This window comes from Bifidobacterium goeldii (assembly GCF_003951095.1).
Classification (GTDB): domain Bacteria; phylum Actinomycetota; class Actinomycetes; order Actinomycetales; family Bifidobacteriaceae; genus Bifidobacterium; species Bifidobacterium goeldii.
In genome coordinates this window covers 296,369-313,684 of sequence record NZ_QXGL01000003.1, presented here as the reverse complement: position 1 = coordinate 313,684, position 17,316 = coordinate 296,369, and the positions used below count along the sequence as shown (strand labels likewise).

Annotated in this window: 16 protein-coding genes and 2 tRNA genes; 3 read left to right on the top strand and 15 right to left on the bottom strand. The window is 55.0% G+C overall.

The window, feature by feature from the left end; translation table 11 throughout:
* Positions 1 to 61 precede the first annotated feature (61 nt).
* The 13 genes from hisI to D2E25_RS06380 form a co-directional block, all read right to left on the bottom strand.
* Complete coding sequence (gene hisI, locus D2E25_RS06440) at positions 62 to 475, bottom strand: phosphoribosyl-AMP cyclohydrolase (protein WP_125980978.1); 414 nt, start codon at positions 473 to 475, stop codon at positions 62 to 64.
* Positions 476 to 541: 66 nt separating this feature from the next.
* A complete protein-coding gene (hisF, locus tag D2E25_RS06435) occupies positions 542 to 1,315 on the bottom strand; it encodes an imidazole glycerol phosphate synthase subunit HisF (protein WP_125980976.1) in 774 nt (257 codons plus the stop codon).
* A 146-nt stretch (positions 1,316 to 1,461) separates the two neighbouring features.
* The gene (gene rlmN, locus D2E25_RS06430; RefSeq protein WP_125980974.1) at positions 1,462 to 2,673 is read right to left on the bottom strand and encodes a dual-specificity RNA methyltransferase RlmN; all 1,212 of its coding nucleotides are present in this window, start codon (positions 2,671 to 2,673) and stop codon (positions 1,462 to 1,464) included.
* Between the two features lie 50 nt (positions 2,674 to 2,723).
* Positions 2,724 to 3,710, bottom strand: a complete 987-nt coding sequence (locus D2E25_RS06425; RefSeq protein WP_125980972.1) for a phosphatidate cytidylyltransferase — start codon at positions 3,708 to 3,710, stop codon at positions 2,724 to 2,726.
* Between the two features lie 166 nt (positions 3,711 to 3,876).
* The gene (frr, locus tag D2E25_RS06420; protein WP_125980970.1) at positions 3,877 to 4,431 is read right to left on the bottom strand and encodes a ribosome recycling factor; all 555 of its coding nucleotides are present in this window, start codon (positions 4,429 to 4,431) and stop codon (positions 3,877 to 3,879) included.
* Positions 4,432 to 4,519: 88 nt separating this feature from the next.
* Positions 4,520 to 5,269 carry a UMP kinase gene (gene pyrH, locus D2E25_RS06415; RefSeq protein WP_125980969.1) on the bottom strand — a complete coding sequence of 250 codons (750 nt, stop codon included), beginning with the start codon at positions 5,267 to 5,269 and terminating at the stop codon, positions 4,520 to 4,522.
* Positions 5,270 to 5,380: 111 nt separating this feature from the next.
* The gene (locus tag D2E25_RS06410) at positions 5,381 to 6,061 is read right to left on the bottom strand and encodes a hypothetical protein (protein WP_420897334.1); all 681 of its coding nucleotides are present in this window, start codon (positions 6,059 to 6,061) and stop codon (positions 5,381 to 5,383) included.
* Between the two features lie 232 nt (positions 6,062 to 6,293).
* On the bottom strand, positions 6,294 to 7,145 hold the full coding sequence (tsf, locus tag D2E25_RS06405) for a translation elongation factor Ts (RefSeq protein WP_125980966.1): 852 nt from the start codon (positions 7,143 to 7,145) through the stop codon (positions 6,294 to 6,296).
* Positions 7,146 to 7,218: 73 nt separating this feature from the next.
* On the bottom strand, positions 7,219 to 8,043 hold the full coding sequence (rpsB, locus tag D2E25_RS06400; RefSeq protein WP_125980964.1) for a 30S ribosomal protein S2: 825 nt from the start codon (positions 8,041 to 8,043) through the stop codon (positions 7,219 to 7,221).
* Positions 8,044 to 8,309: 266 nt separating this feature from the next.
* The gene (gene def, locus D2E25_RS06395) at positions 8,310 to 8,795 is read right to left on the bottom strand and encodes a peptide deformylase (protein ID WP_125980962.1); all 486 of its coding nucleotides are present in this window, start codon (positions 8,793 to 8,795) and stop codon (positions 8,310 to 8,312) included.
* Between the two features lie 41 nt (positions 8,796 to 8,836).
* Positions 8,837 to 10,912, bottom strand: a complete 2,076-nt coding sequence (locus D2E25_RS06390; protein ID WP_125980960.1) for an AMP-dependent synthetase/ligase — start codon at positions 10,910 to 10,912, stop codon at positions 8,837 to 8,839.
* 109 nt (positions 10,913 to 11,021) lie between these two features.
* A tRNA-Asn gene (locus tag D2E25_RS06385) sits at positions 11,022 to 11,094 on the bottom strand.
* A gap of 49 nt (positions 11,095 to 11,143) precedes the next feature.
* Positions 11,144 to 11,216: transfer RNA gene (locus D2E25_RS06380), tRNA-Asn, on the bottom strand.
* Between the two features lie 457 nt (positions 11,217 to 11,673).
* On the opposite strand from D2E25_RS06380, the gene D2E25_RS06375 reads away from it, so the two are divergent.
* Positions 11,674 to 12,156, top strand: coding sequence for a M23 family metallopeptidase (locus D2E25_RS06375; protein ID WP_241217060.1), 483 nt, complete (start codon positions 11,674 to 11,676; stop codon positions 12,154 to 12,156).
* Between the two features lie 59 nt (positions 12,157 to 12,215).
* On the opposite strand, the gene D2E25_RS06370 is transcribed toward D2E25_RS06375, so the two are convergent.
* Both D2E25_RS06370 and D2E25_RS06365 read right to left on the bottom strand, forming a co-directional pair.
* Positions 12,216 to 13,922, bottom strand: a complete 1,707-nt coding sequence (locus tag D2E25_RS06370; RefSeq protein ID WP_125980958.1) for a substrate-binding domain-containing protein — start codon at positions 13,920 to 13,922, stop codon at positions 12,216 to 12,218.
* Between the two features lie 185 nt (positions 13,923 to 14,107).
* Positions 14,108 to 15,328, bottom strand: coding sequence for an NADP-dependent isocitrate dehydrogenase (locus D2E25_RS06365; RefSeq protein WP_125980956.1), 1,221 nt, complete (start codon positions 15,326 to 15,328; stop codon positions 14,108 to 14,110).
* Between the two features lie 161 nt (positions 15,329 to 15,489).
* On the opposite strand from D2E25_RS06365, the gene D2E25_RS06360 reads away from it, so the two are divergent.
* Positions 15,490 to 16,611 carry a GuaB3 family IMP dehydrogenase-related protein gene (locus tag D2E25_RS06360; protein WP_125980954.1) on the top strand — a complete coding sequence of 374 codons (1,122 nt, stop codon included), beginning with the start codon at positions 15,490 to 15,492 and terminating at the stop codon, positions 16,609 to 16,611.
* 160 nt (positions 16,612 to 16,771) lie between these two features.
* Positions 16,772 to 17,311 (top strand): hypothetical protein, encoded by a 540-nt coding sequence (locus D2E25_RS06355; RefSeq protein ID WP_241217058.1) that lies wholly within the window; start codon positions 16,772 to 16,774, stop codon positions 17,309 to 17,311.
* Positions 17,312 to 17,316: the final 5 nt, after the last annotated feature.

Below are 17,316 nucleotides of genomic sequence, written 5' to 3'. Positions count from 1 at the left end.
ACACCGCTCATAGTTATACCGCTCTCCTTGCTTTCGCTGCCCGCACTCGCCGCAGCACTCATCACTCGTTCTCCTGATCGGCCTCGCGATTGCCTACAACAACTGGCAGCTGACCGCCTTCTTCAAAGCAGGAACGTTTACCCGTATGGCAGGCAGCTCCCACCTGATCAACTTCTACAAGAATGGCGTCGCCATCACAGTCCAAGGCCAGCGACTTTACGTATTGCACGTGGCCGGAAGTGTCGCCTTTACGCCAATACTCTTGACGAGAACGCGACCAGAAGGTTACGCGGCCAGTCGTGAGCGTGCGGCGCAACGCTTCATCATTCATGTAACCGACCATGAGCACTTCGTGAGTGTCATACTGCTGAATAACCGCAGCAACTAAACCTTGAGCGTCACGCTTCAACCTTGCCGCAATACGCGGATCAAGTTCAACAGCATTATCGTACGTATCCGTTGCCTCGTTTGCCATATCCTTGTGGATCCTCTTTGCTTGTGATTGCTTTGATTGCGCAGTTCTTCTGCAGTTACCGGTGAGTTACAGTCGTACCGTGTAGCCGGCTGCCTTCAGCGCCTGCTTTACTTCACCGATAGTGACCTTACCGTAATGGAAGATTGATGCTGCAAGTACAGCGTCAGCACCAGCCGCAATAGCCGGCGGAAAGTCTGATGCTTTGCCAGCACCGCCAGAAGCGATAATCGGAATCTTCACTTCGCGGCGCACAGCACGAATCATGTCAAGGTCGAAGCCTTCCTGCGTGCCATCAGCATCCATTGAATTCAACAGGATTTCACCAGCGCCAAGTTCTTCAGCGCGTTTCGCCCACCAAATTGCATCAATACCAGTCGACTTGCGGCCGCCCATAGTAGTGACTTCGAAACCGGATTGCGTATGTTGTTCGCCACGCTCGCGACGGGCATCAACCGACAACACCAGCACCTGATTGCCGAAACGTTCAGCAACACGACTAATCAGCGTCGGATCGTTAATCGCCGCAGTGTTCACGCCTACTTTGTCAGCGCCGCAGCGCAGCAGCGAATCAACATCTTCCGGCGTGCGCACGCCACCGCCAACAGTCATGGGGATGAACACCTGTTCGGCTGTGCGGCTGACGACATCAATCATTGTTTGACGGTGCGAGCTGGAGGCTGTGACATCCAAGAACGTGAGCTCATCAGCGCCCTGTCGGAAGTACTCGCCCGCCAGTTCGACCGGGTCGCCGGCGTCACGCAGATTCTCAAAATGCACGCCTTTCACCACGCGCCCTGCGTCGACGTCCAAACAAGGAATGACTCGGACTGCCAGCGACATGATGCTCCCCTCACGCTCGGTTAGTGACTGTACGTCTATTGCTTGTAACTTTCGCCTCTTAAGGGTAGCGGCTGCACGTTACGCTTGATCAGGCTTATTCCGGTACATGGAATCACGATGGCATCGTGCGCCTGTTGCACACACCCTTATGAAGCTTGACGGAACGATTCACGCGTTTTTGCAGCAAGCTGACCGCATGCGCCATCAATGTCAGAGCCGCGCGTATCGCGCAATGTGGCAGTAATGCCCGCCGCATGCAGAATGTCAAGAAAACGCTGCTCATCTTCTGGTTTAGACGCGGTCCAACGCGAACCTTCGATCGGGTTGAGCGGAATTGGATTCACATGCGCCCAATCATCACCATAATGATTGAGTCGCTTCGCCAGCAGGCGCGCATGCTCAGCTTGATCGTTAATACCACGCATCAGCGCGTATTCAATGCTGACACGACGCTTAGAAGCCAGGAAGTAATCGTGCGCAGCATCAAGCACTTGCGTGGTGTTGAAACGACGATTCATTGGAACGAGCTCATCACGTAATTCGTCGCTCGGCGCATGCAAAGAAACAGCCAACCGTACTGGAATACCTTCAGCCGCAAGCTTTCTAATACCAGGAACCACGCCAACCGTTGACACCGTGATATTGCGAGCTGAAATACCAAAACCTTCTGGTGGCATTGCACTAATTTGCCGCACGGCAGAGAGCACAGACTTATAGTTGCCCATTGGTTCGCCCATACCCATAAACACGATATTGCTCAACCGGCCTGGGCCGCCTGCAATCTCACCATCACGGGTCATGCGAGCTGCAGCACGCACCTGTTCAAGAATTTCACCGGTAGACATGTTACGTGTCAAACCAAGTTTTCCGGTTGCACAGAACGGGCAGCCCATGCCACAACCAACCTGCGAGGAAATACACAGGGTTGTGCGGTTTGGATAACGCATAAGCACCGATTCAATATGAGAGCCATCGAACAGACGCCACAGCGTTTTGATAGTCGTACCCTGATCCGCAACTTGCTGCGCAGTCTGCTCAATAAGCGTTGGGAAGAACGCCGAGACGATGTCTTCTCGGCGTGCGGCCGGCAGGTCAGTGAACGCTTCCGGTTCTGTTTCTAAACGGCCAAAATAATGATTCGCGAGCTGCTTGACACGGAATTTTGGCAAGCCGAGCTCCTGAGCGCGCGCAATACGCGTCTGCTCATCCATATCAGTTAAATGCACGGGCGGCTTGCCGCGGCGCGCATGATCTTTCGACAGTACGTCGCGAAAAGCGGCTTTATCGCCCGGAGTGATGCCACTTTCAGGCGCTTCGCTAGATGGTGTAGCGGATGTTGTTTCTGGGCGTTCAGTCATCTCTCGCATCCTTGTATTGTCCATTGTCATCTGGTTCTTGTATCAGCCGCTCACAGGCCAGTTGCCCATAACAGCAGTGTCAAGAATGGTGCGCACATCAGAATCGAATCCACACGGTCCATAACACCGCCGTGGCCTTTGAGCAGGTGGCCCATATCTTTAATACCAATATCGCGTTTCAACATAGACGCGCACAAATCGCCAAAGGTTCCGACAACACCAACCAGTACGCCCGTGACAATCGGCACCCACCAGCGGACCGCCCATACCGAAGCATCATAGGTGCACAAGAACACTGCGAGTGCACCAATGCCAGCAAACAGGATCGAGCCGAGCAATCCTTCAACAGACTTCTTTGGTGAAATGCGTGGCGACAGCTTGTGCCGGCCCAGCCATGCGCCAAAGAACAAGCCACCAGTATCGCTCAACGCAGGCAAAAACACGAGCATAATCGCGTGTGCGACTGGGTGGCCGTTGAACACGAGCGACAATACGATGCAGCTGGCTAACACTGGAATGTACAGCACCGTAAGCACAGAAACTGCCACATGCGAAAGACGGCTGTGATGCAGTTCGCCTTCAGCATGATTGAAGGAGGATTCTTCACGCGCAGAAGCATCAGTCGCAGACAGTTTAGAAGCTACGGCAAGTGACAGCCGGTTGCCAAAACTGAATTTGGCAGTAGCGCAAATCGATACCAGAATCAACGAGACCATCGTCAGCAACGCCATGGTGCTGAAATGATATCGACTGTAATACGTGCCTAACAGAATCGCTGACGAGCAGACCCACAACACAACTACCGGTATATGCAAGCCTGCGGTAGCAAAGTCGACGCGCAGCTCCCACAATGCGAGCACCATAAACACAACAATCAGCAGCACAAACAAGTCAATGCGAATCAGCAAGCAGGCCAGAATAACGGCAATAAGCACCACCGCAGTACCAATAGCCTGCGGCATGTTACGCCCGGTCTTCTTGTTGATGTTCTTCAGGGCCTCTTCGGCCTCCTCATGAAGCTGTTCGCCGCGTTCCATGGTCCTCTCCCCGTATCACGCACGATCCCACGAATACTAGCGAACCGGACGCGGCGCACACGCTCCGCATCCGGTCCACATGCAGTATGAGGCGTAAGACTATTCACGCCTTGAGCAACCCTTCAGTTCGCTCGCGAGCATCACCGATAAGGGTTGCGGAAGTCACTCAGACCTCCATGATCTCCTTCTGCTTGGTTTCAAGCAGCTCATCAAGCTGATCCGTGATCTGCTTGGTGACCTTGTCAAGCTCCTTGAGCAGACGATCGCCCTCGTCTTCGCCCATGTCGCCATCCTTAACGCCCTTATCGATGGACTCCTTGGTCTTGCGGCGAATGTTGCGCACCGCAACCTTGCCCTCTTCGGACTTGGTCTTCGCGAGCTTGACATACTCCTTGCGGCGCTCCTCGGTGAGCTCCGGCATCGTCAAACGGATCACGTTGCCATCGCGACGCGGGCTCGCACCGAGATCGGAGTCACGCAGTGCCTTCTCTACTGCGTTGGCCTGCGACGGATCGAACGGGGTAACGGACAGCGTACGCGGCTCAGGCACGCCAATAGTGGCGACAGACTTGAGCGGCATCGTCATGCCATAGGATTCAACAGTGATGCCATTGAGCAGAGCCGGGTTTGCGCGGCCAGTGCGAATACCAGAGAAGTTCTCCTTGGTGTTCTCAATAGTCTTGAGCATCTGTTCCTTGGCCTGATCGACGACGTTAGCCATGTGTTCTCCTTATGTTGTGTTTCTTCGTTGAAATTATGATCAATGATTCCGTGCGGTTGCTACACGAATCAAACGGTGTTCGCTGTGCTTACTCAGCCAGCGTCGAGCTCGCCGTAGACACGAGCGTGCCGATTTCCTCGCCTACCAGAGCGCGAGTCACGTTGCCAGCGCCTTCAAGGCCGAAGACACGAATACGCATCTTATTGTCGCGAGCCATCGACAGTGCAGAAGCATCCATGACAGCAAGATTGTCAACCAGTGCACGGTTGTAGCTCAACGTTTCAAAACGCTTCGCATGCTCATCCTTGCGCGGGTCGGCAGTGTAGACGCCATCGACACCGTTCTTACCCATAAGCACTTCATCGCAGTGGATTTCCAGCGAACGCTGAATCGAAACCGTATCAGTGGAGAAGTAAGGCATACCAGCGCCAGCGCCAAAGATCACCACACGGCCCTTTTCAAGATGACGAATAGCCTTGAGCGGAATGTACGGCTCAGCAACCTGGCCCATAGTAATGGCAGTCTGTACGCGGGTAGCCTGACCCTCCTGCTCCAAGAAATCTTGCAGAGCCAAGCAGTTCATCACCGTGCCGAGCATACCCATGTAGTCGCCACGAGAGCGGTCGATACCAGCCTGCTGCAGTTCGGCACCACGGAAGAAGTTTCCGCCACCAACCACAATGGCCACCTGCACGCCCTGATGTACTGCGGGAACAATTTCCTCTGCAATACGACGAATCACGTGCGTGTCGATACCGACCTTGCCGCCGCCGAATGCTTCACCGGACAGCTTGAGCAGTACCCTACGGGGCTTATCGTTTGCTTCTGCGCCTGCCATAAACAGCCTTTCCTATCGTCTGTTTCGCTGCCTTGTGAGCCCGCGAAACCGCGAAATGTACCGTTTATCAGCCTATCCGTTAACAACGACAGTGGTGAGCTGCGACACCCGTTAACGCGTATAACGTGCTATTGTGCGCGCATAATCGACTACAGCCTGCGTCACATCATGTAGATATGTCATTGAACGCTGCCAGTCACCTGGCACTTCAATGGAATGATTCGCATCCGCGTATTCATGAATCAGTCCGCTGAGTCGTCGCGCACGATCCCCGTTGTACAGTGGGTCGGCAGTACCAGCGCAGATAAGCGGTTCTGGCGCACTGCCTACATGGAAGTCAGCATCTCCCGGTACTGGAATAACCGAATGCGCTGGGTCAAAATCTGCGGGCGAGAACACGGGAGTGAGCAGTGCCATTGGCACGCCAATTGAAGCCACGTGCGGTTGAATAAACGTGGACAGTGATTTAGCCACTACGAGTGTACGGGGCATTGCACGGCCGGCCTGTTCAGCGTCGTGCTGCACTTGCGTAAGCCACTCATCTACTGCGCCAGACAGCATTGCGAAAATCTGCGGAGCCGGCGTTTTCGAAAGGTTAGCGTTGACGTCGAGACGATCTGCATACCATCCGTTTTCGACTAACGCGGTGGCTGCGTAATACAGCAGCGGCCGATCGCAGTTGTAGCCAGTGCCAGGCATCATCAGCACGCGCAAATCTGCTTGTGCAGCATTGATTCGGTTCTTCGGCCATGCATGACGGCTATATGTTGGTCGTACTGAGCCATCGCCCATCACTGTTGAAATGTGTTCGCTCATTGTTCTTCCCCTCTCATCTGGCACTTGCTGCCAAACCTATACGGTACGCGTGCGTGCAGCGTGCACTATGCCCGTCATACAAAACGGCGGTCCGCCAATTTGCGAACCGCCGTTTCATCAGCGTGTCTGGTGACCGAGCAGGATACTAAACATCCTTGGCTCGATCATGCGACTATGTGACTGGATTGAGTGAAGTAAGCCTTGAGGCTCACTCCTCCTCGCCCTTGCCAACCTCGACGCGAGCGAAAGCCACAGCCTTGCCGCCCACTTCCTCGAACAGCTTGCCGACAGTCTTGGACGGATCCTTGACGAACGGCTGCTCGAGCAGCACGACTTCCTTGTAGAAAGCGTTCAGACGACCTTCAACGATCTTCGGAACGATCTTCTCCGGCTTGCCTTCAGCCAGGGACTTCTCGGTAGCCACGCGACGCTCGGACTCGACGACCTCAGCCGGCACGTCCTCACGGGTCAGCCACTTAGCGCCCATCGCGGAGATCTGCAGAGCGGCTTCGTGAGCCACAGCGGCACCGGCTTCGTCGGTGGCGATCATGGCGACGATGCTCGGCGGCATCTCAGCGGACTTCTTGTGAGCGTAGATCTCGACGTGCTCGCCAGAGATCTTAGCGAACTGGCCCACCTTGACGTGCTCGCCGAACAGAGCGGCGGCTTCTTCGATGGCTTCCTTAACGGTGCCTTCCTCAGCGGAAGCGGCCAGCAGCTCGTCAGCGTTGTTAGCACCAGCGGCCACAGCGTAGCCGAGCACGGTGTCAGCAAACTCAACGAACTTCGGGGTCTTGGCCACGAAGTCAGTCTCAGAGTTCAGCTCGACGGCGTAACCAGTCTCGCCTTCAGCGGTCTTGATGACCTTGGAAGCGATGGTACCTTCCTGAGCCTTACGGCCTTCGCGCTTACCAGCGGCCTGAATGCCCTTGGCACGAATGATTTCCTTAGCGCGGGCGACGTCACCCTCGGCCTCGGTCAGAGCCTTCTTAACGTCCATCATGCCGGCGCCGGTTTCCTCGCGCACCTGCTTGATCAAAGCTGCAGTGATTGCTGCCATTGATTATCTCCTCAGTTACAGTGTGCCCCGCGTATGGGAGGCGTTTGCACCTCCCATACTACAGGGTGGATGGTCACTCGGCCTTGGCTTCGCCTTCAGCAGCAGCGGCAGGAGCTTCCTGGGAAGCGCCCTCAGTGAGGAGCTCCTTCTCCCAGGCAGCCATCGGCTGCTCAGCTTCAGCGGCGCCTTCAGCCTTCTCGGCCTTGCCAGCGCGCTCCAGCAGACCATCGGCCACAGCGTCGGCCATCAGGCCGGTCAGCAGCTCGATGCCGCGGATAGCGTCGTCGTTGGCCGGGATCGGGTAATCCACAGCCTCGGGATCAGTGTTGGTGTCAACCAGAGCCACGACCGGGATGCCCAGCTTGTGAGCTTCTTCAACGGCCAGGGCTTCCTTGTTGATGTCGACCACGAACATGGCGGACGGGGTGCGGTTCATGTTGCGGATACCGCCGAGCTGCTTGTTGAGCTTGTCCTTCTCGCGCTCGAGCAGGAGGAGCTCCTTCTTGGTCAGGCCGGAGCCGTGCACGTCAGAGAAGTCCATCTCTTCGAGTTCCTTGAGACGGTTCACGCGCTTGGAAACGGTCTGGAAGTTGGTCAGCATACCGCCCAGCCAACGCTCGGACACGTACGGCATGTTCACGCGGGTAGCCTGAGTCTGCACGGCTTCCTGAGCCTGCTTCTTGGTACCAACGAACAGCACGGTGCCGTTGTGAGCAACGGTGGTCTTGATGAAGTCGTAAGCCTTGTCGATCAGCTCAAGGGACTTGAACAGGTTGATGATGTGGATGCCGTTACGCTCCATCAGGATGTACTGCTTCATCTTCGGATTCCAACGACGGGTCTGGTGACCGAAGTGGACGCCGGCCTTGAGCATTTCGCTCATCGTGATCTGTGCCATGATGCACTGCCTTTCATTGTCGGTTCTTGCCTGGTCATGCGCGTCTGCGTGCAGCTTCACCGTAAGGCTCGGCCGACCGACACAGACCGTCGCGGACATGACGCGATTTTGGCGTGTGCCGGTTGACGATAATGGTTGGCTTGAAACGCCTGCGACTGCGCTTCTTACCGGGGTGGCACACAAGTTTTCAGGATATTACACGCCGTATACAAAAAACGCGCTCACCGTATTCGGTAAGCGCGTAGATGGGTATTACGAGATCAGCATCACTTGGCATGATTGCGCATGTAGCGCATTGCTTCGCGACGCTCCTCCTTTTCAAGACGATCGAGGTAGACATGACCGTCAAGATGATCGCACTCGTGCTGGAGCATACGGCCCATCAAACCATGGCCTTCGAGCACAATTTCTTTGCCGTCGAGATCGATACCACGCACGCGAGCGTAGTCGGCGCGGCGCGTCTTGTACCACAGGCCAGGCACTGACAAGCATCCCTCGTCGCCGTACTGTTCGCCGCTTTTCTCCTCGAGTACCGGGTTGAGCACGTAGCCGATCTTGCCGTCGATGTTGTAGGAGAAGGCGCGAAGGCTCACGCCAATCTGGTTCGCAGACAGGCCAGCGCGACCTGGATCATCAACAGTATCGAGCAGATCTTGAACTAGACGGCGCACTGCGGGAGTGATTTCAGTGATCTCATCACATGGGGTACGTAGTACGGGGTCAGGCACAATGCGAATCTCACGGATGGACAATTCGTTCTCCTCTTTTCAATCAATCTCGTGTGTTCAGTCGTTTAGTCGTTTGCGGTGGCGTTAGTGGTATCCGAACCATTATCGCCGGTAGATTCGTTGCTGGATGAGCGTTCAGCCGTTGCTGCCTCATCGATTGCAGCATCATTCTCTGCAGCGTTTGAATCTTCCGCATCTTCTTCATCACGCTTGGACATGATCTTGGTCTTCGCCTGGTCAAGCGCTTGACGAACGCTTTCCGACGACTGCTTAACAGTCTCCGTAGTCTTGTCGAGGATCTTGACAGTCGCAGGCAGCGGCTTGGCAGGCGTCTTCGGCGCGTAAATCACGTTGTCGATAACGTCAGCGTAGCGCTGCAGTACCTTCGGGCGCACAACCTTCATGCTCGGAGTCAGCGTGCCGTTCTCCTGAGTGAATTCTTCGTCGAGAATAGCGAACTTACGCACAGATTCAGCACGCGAAACATTGCTGTTCGCCTTGTCAACATACTGCTGGACCAGCGCGCGCACTGCATCGTTTTCAGCGATCTCGCTCATTGGAGCGTCAGCATCGAGGTTCTGCGAGGCCAGCCAGGAGCGGGTCATCTCCGGGTCGAGCTCAATCAGTGCGGAGACGAACGGACGACCGTCGCCCACGACCACCGAGTGCGAAACGATTGGGCAAGTGTCGATGACGTCTTCCATCGGAGCAGGGCTGATGTTCTTGCCACCAGCGGTGATGATGATGTCCTTCTTGCGACCAGTGATGAACACGAAGCCTTGATCGTCGATCTTGGCCAAGTCGCCGGTGTGCAGCCAGCCGTCGGGGCCGAGTACTTCGGCGGTACGCTCCGGCTGCTTGTAGTAGCCGAGGAAGACGTTCGGGCCCTTGATGAGCAGTTCGTCATCGTCTGCGAGCTTAACGGAGATGCAGCCTGGGCGGCCAACAGAGCCCACCTCATTAGCATCCTGGAAGTTCACCATGCAGGGGGCTGCGGTTTCGGTCATGCCATAGCCTTGGATGAACGTGATGCCGTCGAAGCCGTTGAAGAAGTGCGCCAAATCAGCGTTCAGCGGGGCGCCACCACAAGCCAGGTACTTCATGTTGGGGCCGAGTGCGGAGCGGATGGAGCTACCGACCGTCTTCATGTAGAACGAGTGCTCGATACGTGCCACCAGCGAATGGTGACCGCCAGCCATCTCATCCTTCGACCACTGCACGAAGTGAGCAAATGCTTTAGCAAACAGGCGGCCCTTCAGACCAGCACCTGCCTTCTGGGAGGCAGCGTTGTAGACCTTTTCGAAAACACGCGGCACGCCGAGCAGGTAGGTGGGCTTGAAGCCGCGCAGGTCGGCGAGCAGGTGCTTGGCACTCGGAATGTAGCCGACTACGCCGTGCGAGCCAATGGCTACGTACTGAATGTATCGGGCGAAGCAGTGTGCCAACGGTAGGAAGAGCAACAGTCGGCTGGGCTGGTAGAGCATGTCGTTGAGCACTTCGTAACCGTTGTACACAGTGTGCGTGAAGTTGCGGTGCGACAGCATAACGCCCTTAGGCTTGCCAGTGGAGCCGGAGGTGTACACGATGGTGAACATGTCGTCGGCGCGCACGCGGCCGATAGCCTCGTCGAGTTCATCGTCGGTAACCGCTTCACCAAAGTCCGCTACAGCGTCAAGTCCATTGGCTTTGAAGTTAAACACATATTTCAGGCTTGCGCTGCTGTTGCGCAGCTGCTCAAGCGTCTGCGCATGCGCATCATCGCCGGCAAATGCGATAATCGGTTCAACTTCTTCGACAATATTGCCCGCCTGCTTAGGCGAATCAGTCTCGTAAATCGGCACGCTGACTGCACCAATGGATGCGCAAGCGAAGTCAACAACGCCCCAGTCGTAGCAAGTGGCCGAGTAGATTACTACCATGCTCCCTGGCTTAACGCCAAGCCCCAGCAGACCCTTAGCGACCTGACGAACGCGTTCGTTCATCTCGCCAGCTTTGACATCATGCCACTGGCGCGTCTGATCATCCTGCCATTGGGCGATCAGATCCTCCGGGTCGCGCTCAGCGCGCTTGGCCAGCAGCGAGTAGATAGTGTCCAGCTCTGTGGTCTGGTAGATCGTATCAACGGTGTATTCACGCAACATAGGCACTACTATAAGCACCTGCGCGTACGGGTGAAACGCGTTTGACAAACGCTGATCTGCGAGGCCCAAAACGCAAAAACCCCGGCGTTTCCGTCGGGGTTTTCAAGGGCTCCTGCGGCTGGGCTTGAACCAGCGACCGTCCGATTAACAGTCGGATGCTCTGCCAACTGAGCTACGCAGGAATATTTAATTTTCCACTTATACCGCGCTTTCACGCACCATAAGTTGAAGCTCCTGCGACTGGGCTTGAACCAGTGACCGTCCGATTAACAGTCGGATGCTCTGCCAACTGAGCTACGCAGGAATTCTGCTGTACGAGGCTTACCGCCGCGCACAAGAAGTAGATAATACCCATTAACTCCACGATTGCAAATCAAGAGAGTCTTCTGGCGTGTCGCGCTCAGTAAACCAAGACCTTGCACACGCTTCTATACCTTCGCGACACCTTTGCGACGCCTTTGCGACACGCCGAATTGTGGATAACCTAGGGGCCTTCGACCACATTGTCTGCACAGCTTGACGCCCTACCACGCTATCGCGCATGGTCAAAGGTAACGATTCATTCAGGTATAGGGGGAATAACCATGAATGCTCAGTTTGCCAATACCGTGCACCGTCACCAACGCAAACTACGACTGTTTGCCGAGCGATGCCAATATCAGCGCCAACAACGGTTGGCTGCAGCAGTGGCTCTCTGCACGATCTGCATGTTGGCAATTCCGTGGTTTGCAATGTCGCCGCCCTCGTCACATTCGCTGCCGATGAGCGATTTAATTTGCGCACAGTCTGCTGCGGCTAGTACCGAGCCTGCCGGTTGTACGCAACTGTGGACGTGGCCTATTGCCTCTGCGCGCGTGCTTGCAGTATTTGACCCGCCTGCGCAAAACTGGTTGCCCGGCCACCGTGGCATAGATTTGGCGGCCAACACAGGCACTGCGTTGATCGCTCCCTCTCATGGAACCATTGCTTTTGCTGGCAGTGTAGGAGGTAAGTCCGTAGTCAGTATCCGGCATGGAACATTGACGTCAACATTTGAACCAGCAATCACTGATCGTGCAGTTGGCGATACAGTCTCTCGCGGCGAGATGTTCGCCACTGTGTCAGGCGAATCAGATCATTGTGCAGATGAATGCGTGCACTGGGGATTGAAACGACCTGACGCCAATATTCACAGCCGCTACATCGATCCTGCATATCGCGTGCAGCAATCTCGCGTTGCGCTGAAACCAGTGCCTACAGTGTAGGAGACGCACAGTTGAGAAACACTGCGCGTCTTTAACGCTGCCACCACCGCATGCCACTATCACAGGCCAGCGTCTGCGAGGGAAATGTATCCAGGGTCAATGAGGGCGGATTTCAGGTTGGATGCACTTACTGCCAGTAATTCATCACGAATTGCGGGCACTTGCGAACCATTCACGTCAACATGTTGTATGAAGTCCAGCTTGGTTAATGCCTTGCCTTGACTGAGAGCCGTGCAAGCTTGCGCAATATGTTCGGCGATGGTTTGACGATTCTCGATTGCGGTCATCCACTGGTGACCATTAACGATTTCAGGAATCTCGTCCACGTAGGCCCCGTACCCGGTGACAATCGGCCACTGTGAATCCTTATCAGCATCGGCGGCACTCTCATCAGTGGAGGAATCCGAATCACTGTCAGATGATTTGATCGGATCGGGCACTTTCTTCTTTGCTAAATCATGCTTACCAGTGATGTTGCCAACAATGCCGGAAATGCTAATCGAAGGATTCACATCTGCGGCTGACCCGGTATAGCCAAGATCGCTCAGCGCTTCTACAACACCGGACGCTACATAATCGTTCATCGCGATAATGCCGTCAATGCGCGTACGCGTATCGGAGTCTTTGCTCATGCGCAAACGAGCGGAAAGCTCGTCTTTGATTTGTGAATCCTTATCAATTTCAAACGCGACATTAAACCAGTCTGCAGCTGTAGTCTTCGCATTCAACAGACCAGACGGACTGATCGCTTGGCCAGATTGAAAGTAAGGCCCAAGCACATCCCAAACCCCTGCAAATACTTCGCGCGCAAATGCAGGGTCAAGGTCATTGCCATCATCATCTTGCGCATCATACGGCAGCAGCACTTCGATGGACTTGGGATTATCCTTGCTGGTTTTCGAAAGCTGCAACTTCTCAGCTAGGTTACGAGCTTGTATTTGCCCGATTCGCTTGGCTGTAGAAAACTCCACAAACGCATCCGGCGTAAACCCGTCAATGCTATTGGCCATGAGAATAACGTGCATGCCCGAGTCATGCGCCAATTCGAGAGCGCTAACCAGTCGAGCTGTAGCAGCAGCATCAGCAGCATCAGCGGATGCTGACGTATCCGCAGTAGCGTCACTTGCTGCATTATTCGCATCAGATGAAGCACTCTCAGAACTACCCGCGGAATCATCAGCAGAATCACTCGAAGTAGATGACGTAGTCGTAGACGTGCTGTTGCTTACATAATCACCGTATTGGCGAGTGGACTTGTCCGGCGACGTAATTGGCGCCACCAATAACGTTACCGGCTGCTTTGGCGTTTCGTCCGACGCATCGGACGAAGTGCTGGACGACGCAGCAGACTTTTTCTCGCTGTCTGACGACTGCGAAGATTGCGACGACTGCGATGAAGCCGCTACCGCGTGATCAACAACAAAATCTTGGATGTCTCGACTTTGCTCATCAAGATTGTCTGAGGTAGCCGCACTAATGTGCTTCGCATCATACCCTTGCGCTTTCAACGCTTTTTCAATATCAGGCACCAGCTTCGCCCACTTGTTAAGCGGCGTGTGCTGCGAGAGCGTAATACCGTCAGATGGCGTAAAAATTGCGATCGTACCCAAACTTGTTGGCGTTGTATCGTCATTATCGGTTGCATCTGGTTTAGGCGTATTCGAAGCGCATCCGGCAAGAGTTACTGACAGTCCTGCGGCAAGCGTAACAGTGAGCGCTCGCTGAGCGAAGCGTCGTATGTTGCACATCATGTGTCGCAGTGACATTCCAGCACCTTTCTCATTCGTATGTGCGCCCTCATCTGAGCTGAGTTGGACTGAACGCTGAACTGAACTCAGAGCATACTCCCCTCGATTCTAGTCATATCACGCGTGAAGGCTCGCATTCGTGAGCGACCATGCGGTCAGCAACACCAATGCGAGCCTTCACAAGAAGTCAGCACACGCGTTCGTCAGGCGTTGAGTTCCTTGGCGAGATTCTCATCCAACGCGTTCATAAAGCCTTCAGTATCAAGCCACGGCTGATCTGGGCCGATAAGCATGGCGAGATCCTTGGTCATCTGGCCGCCTTCAACCGTGTTCACGATCACCTTCTCCAGCGTTTCGGCGAAGTGACGTACCTCGGGTGTGCCGTCGAGGTCGGCACGGTGCTTGAGGCCGCCGGTCCATGCGAAGATCGAAGCGATTGGGTTCGTCGAAGTCTTTTCGCCCTTGAGCCAACGACGATAGTGACGCGTCACGGTACCGTGTGCCGCTTCAGCCTCCACGGTCTGGCCATCCGGGGTCATGAGCACCGAGGTCATCAAACCCAGCGAGCCGAAGCCCTGTGCCACAGAATCGGACTGCACGTCACCGTCGTAGTTCTTGCACGCCCAAATATAGCCGCCATGCCACTTCAGTGAGCTGGCAACCATGTCGTCAATCAGGCGGTGCTCATAGGTGAGTCCGGCGGCTTCGAAACGCTCCTTGTACTCCGTTTCGAACACTTCGGCAAAAATGTCCTTGAACTGACCGTCGTAGGCTTTCAAAATCGTGTTCTTCGTGGACAAGTACACCGGATAGTGGCGCATGAGACCGTAGTTGAAGCATGCGCGCGCAAATCCACGAATCGAATCGTTGACGTTGTACTGCACCTGTGCCACGCCACCGTCTGCACCGTAGTCGTACACAACGTGCTGAATCGGCTCGGAACCATCCGCTGGAGTGAAGGTGACCGTAAGACGACCGGCTCCTGGCACCTTAAAATCAGTGGCCTTGTACTGGTCGCCAAACGCGTGGCGGGCGACCACAATCGGCTTAGTCCAGCCAGGAACCAGACGCGGCACATTGCTCATCACAATTGGCTCACGGAAGATCGTGCCACCAAGAATATTGCGGATAGTGCCATTAGGTGACTTCCACATTTTCTTCAAGCCAAATTCTTTGACGCGCGCCTCATCCGGGGTGATGGTGGCGCATTTGACGCCAACATGTTCACGCTGGATTGCATGAGCAGCATCAATAGTTACCTGGTCGTCGGTGGCGTCGCGGTTTTCGATGCCCAGATCGTAGTATTCCAGATCAACATCCAGATATGGCAGGATCAGACGGTCCTTAATATCCTTCCAAATAACGCGGGTCATCTCGTCGCCGTCGAGTTCGACGACTTTACCTTCGACCTTGATTTTGGCCATGCGTGTTCCTCCCTAGATGGTTGGCGTATGTGCACCAGTCTTATCGCATGTTTGTTTCCGCGCATACACCTTCTGCGCCTATTCACCACAATGTGAGACGGCGCGCCGCATCCTTGTTTGATACTGTGGCCGTGTCATCGCCCGGCATTAGCCTTGAAACCATGTCTCAGGAAATTGAAATTGGTTTGGGCAAGAAGGGCCGTATGGCCTACGCGCTGGACGATGTTGCTATCGTCCCCTCCCGTCGCACCCGCGATCCTCAGGACGTTTCAACGGCTTGGCAGGTGGACGCCTATGAGTTCGATGTGCCGGTAATTGGCGCGCCAATGGATTCGGTGACCAGCCCGGCTACTGCTATTGCCATGGGTAAGATGGGCGCGCTCGGCGTGCTTGATCTTGAGGGCTTGTGGACTCGCTATGAGGACCCGCAGCCAATGCTTGATGAGATTGCGTCACTGGATGATGCAACCGCTACTGCGCGCATTCAGGAGATTTACCGTGAGCCAGTTAAGCCGGAGCTGATTACGAAGCGTCTGCATGAGATTCGTGCTGCTGGCGTGACGGTTGCTGGCGCGCTTTCTCCGCAGCGCACTCAGCAGTTCTATTCCACTGTTGTTGACGCGGGTGTGGACCTGTTTGTTATCCGCGGCACGGTGGTTTCTGCTGAGCACGTTTCTAACGATCACGAGCCGTTGAACTTGAAGAAGTTCATTTACGATCTTGACGTGCCGGTTATCGTTGGTGGTGCTGCAAACTACACGGCTGCATTGCATTTGATGCGTACGGGTGCGGCTGGCGTGCTGGTTGGCTTTGGCGGTGGCGCTGTTTCCGCTACACGCACTACGATCGGCGTGCACGCGCCTATGGCGACTGCGATTGCTGATGTGGCTGAAGCTCGCCGTGATTACATGGATGAGTCTGGCGGCCGTTATGTTCAGGTGATTGCCGATGGTGGTATGGGCGACTCGGGCAACTTTGTGAAGGCGCTTGCACTGGGTGCTGATGCGGTAATGCTTGGCGCTCCTCTGGCTCGTGCTACTGAAGCGCCTGGTAAGGGCATGCACTGGGGTGCGGAGGCTCGCCATCAGACGCTGCCGCGTGGTTCGCGTACCAATGTTGGCACGGTTGGCTCTTTGGAGCAGATTCTGTTCGGGCCTAGCCACCAGGCTGACGGTCAGGTGAATTACATTGGTGCGCTCCGCCGTGCGATGGCTTCCACTGGTTACGTGGATATCAAGAGCTTCCAGCGTTGCGGCGTGGTGGTAACACCATACGGTCGCTGAGTTTGCACCAAAATTTGCACCAAAAGGCAATAGCACATCCGCTATTGTGACCTTCATTGCACAAAAGGGCACCCTCGCTACTTGCGAAGGTGCCCTTTGCCATGTTGTGCTGGAATTACCGGCACAATACGCCGGTGCTCACCAGAAGCAAAGGAGCTCTATGACAGCACCGATTCCACCGGCATCCGATGAGGAGATCACATCTGCATTCGCTATATTGGATTCATTCCAAGACGATCTGCTGCCACGTCCAATTCCTACGATTGACGGGTTCATTGTTGTTGAATCATCCACAACGCCAGTACCGTTTCATATCACCAGCTGCGGCTTTGACACGGTCGACATGGTACAAGGGCATTCAATGGCCGTATCCGCTGTCAAACTCGCATGCATGGCAGCCGATATTATGCGCGGCCGCGTGTATTCACGTCATCTTCGCCGCGCAATGACTGCCCCATGTTTGCGACGTCTTGAAACCATGTCAGTGATAATGAATAACCATTCGCGCATCAGCCCTGAACTGAAAGCGAAACTACGCTATCTTCCGGCAATACCGCATCATGTGTCTGGAATGTTTGTCAATCCAACCACGTTGGAAACATCATCGCATTTAACGATTGGACCGCAGCATTATTGGTCGAATATTGTGCTCCGGCAGCGCGGGTGCCGTTGGGTATGCACGTTTGCTGATATCGGCTGATATCG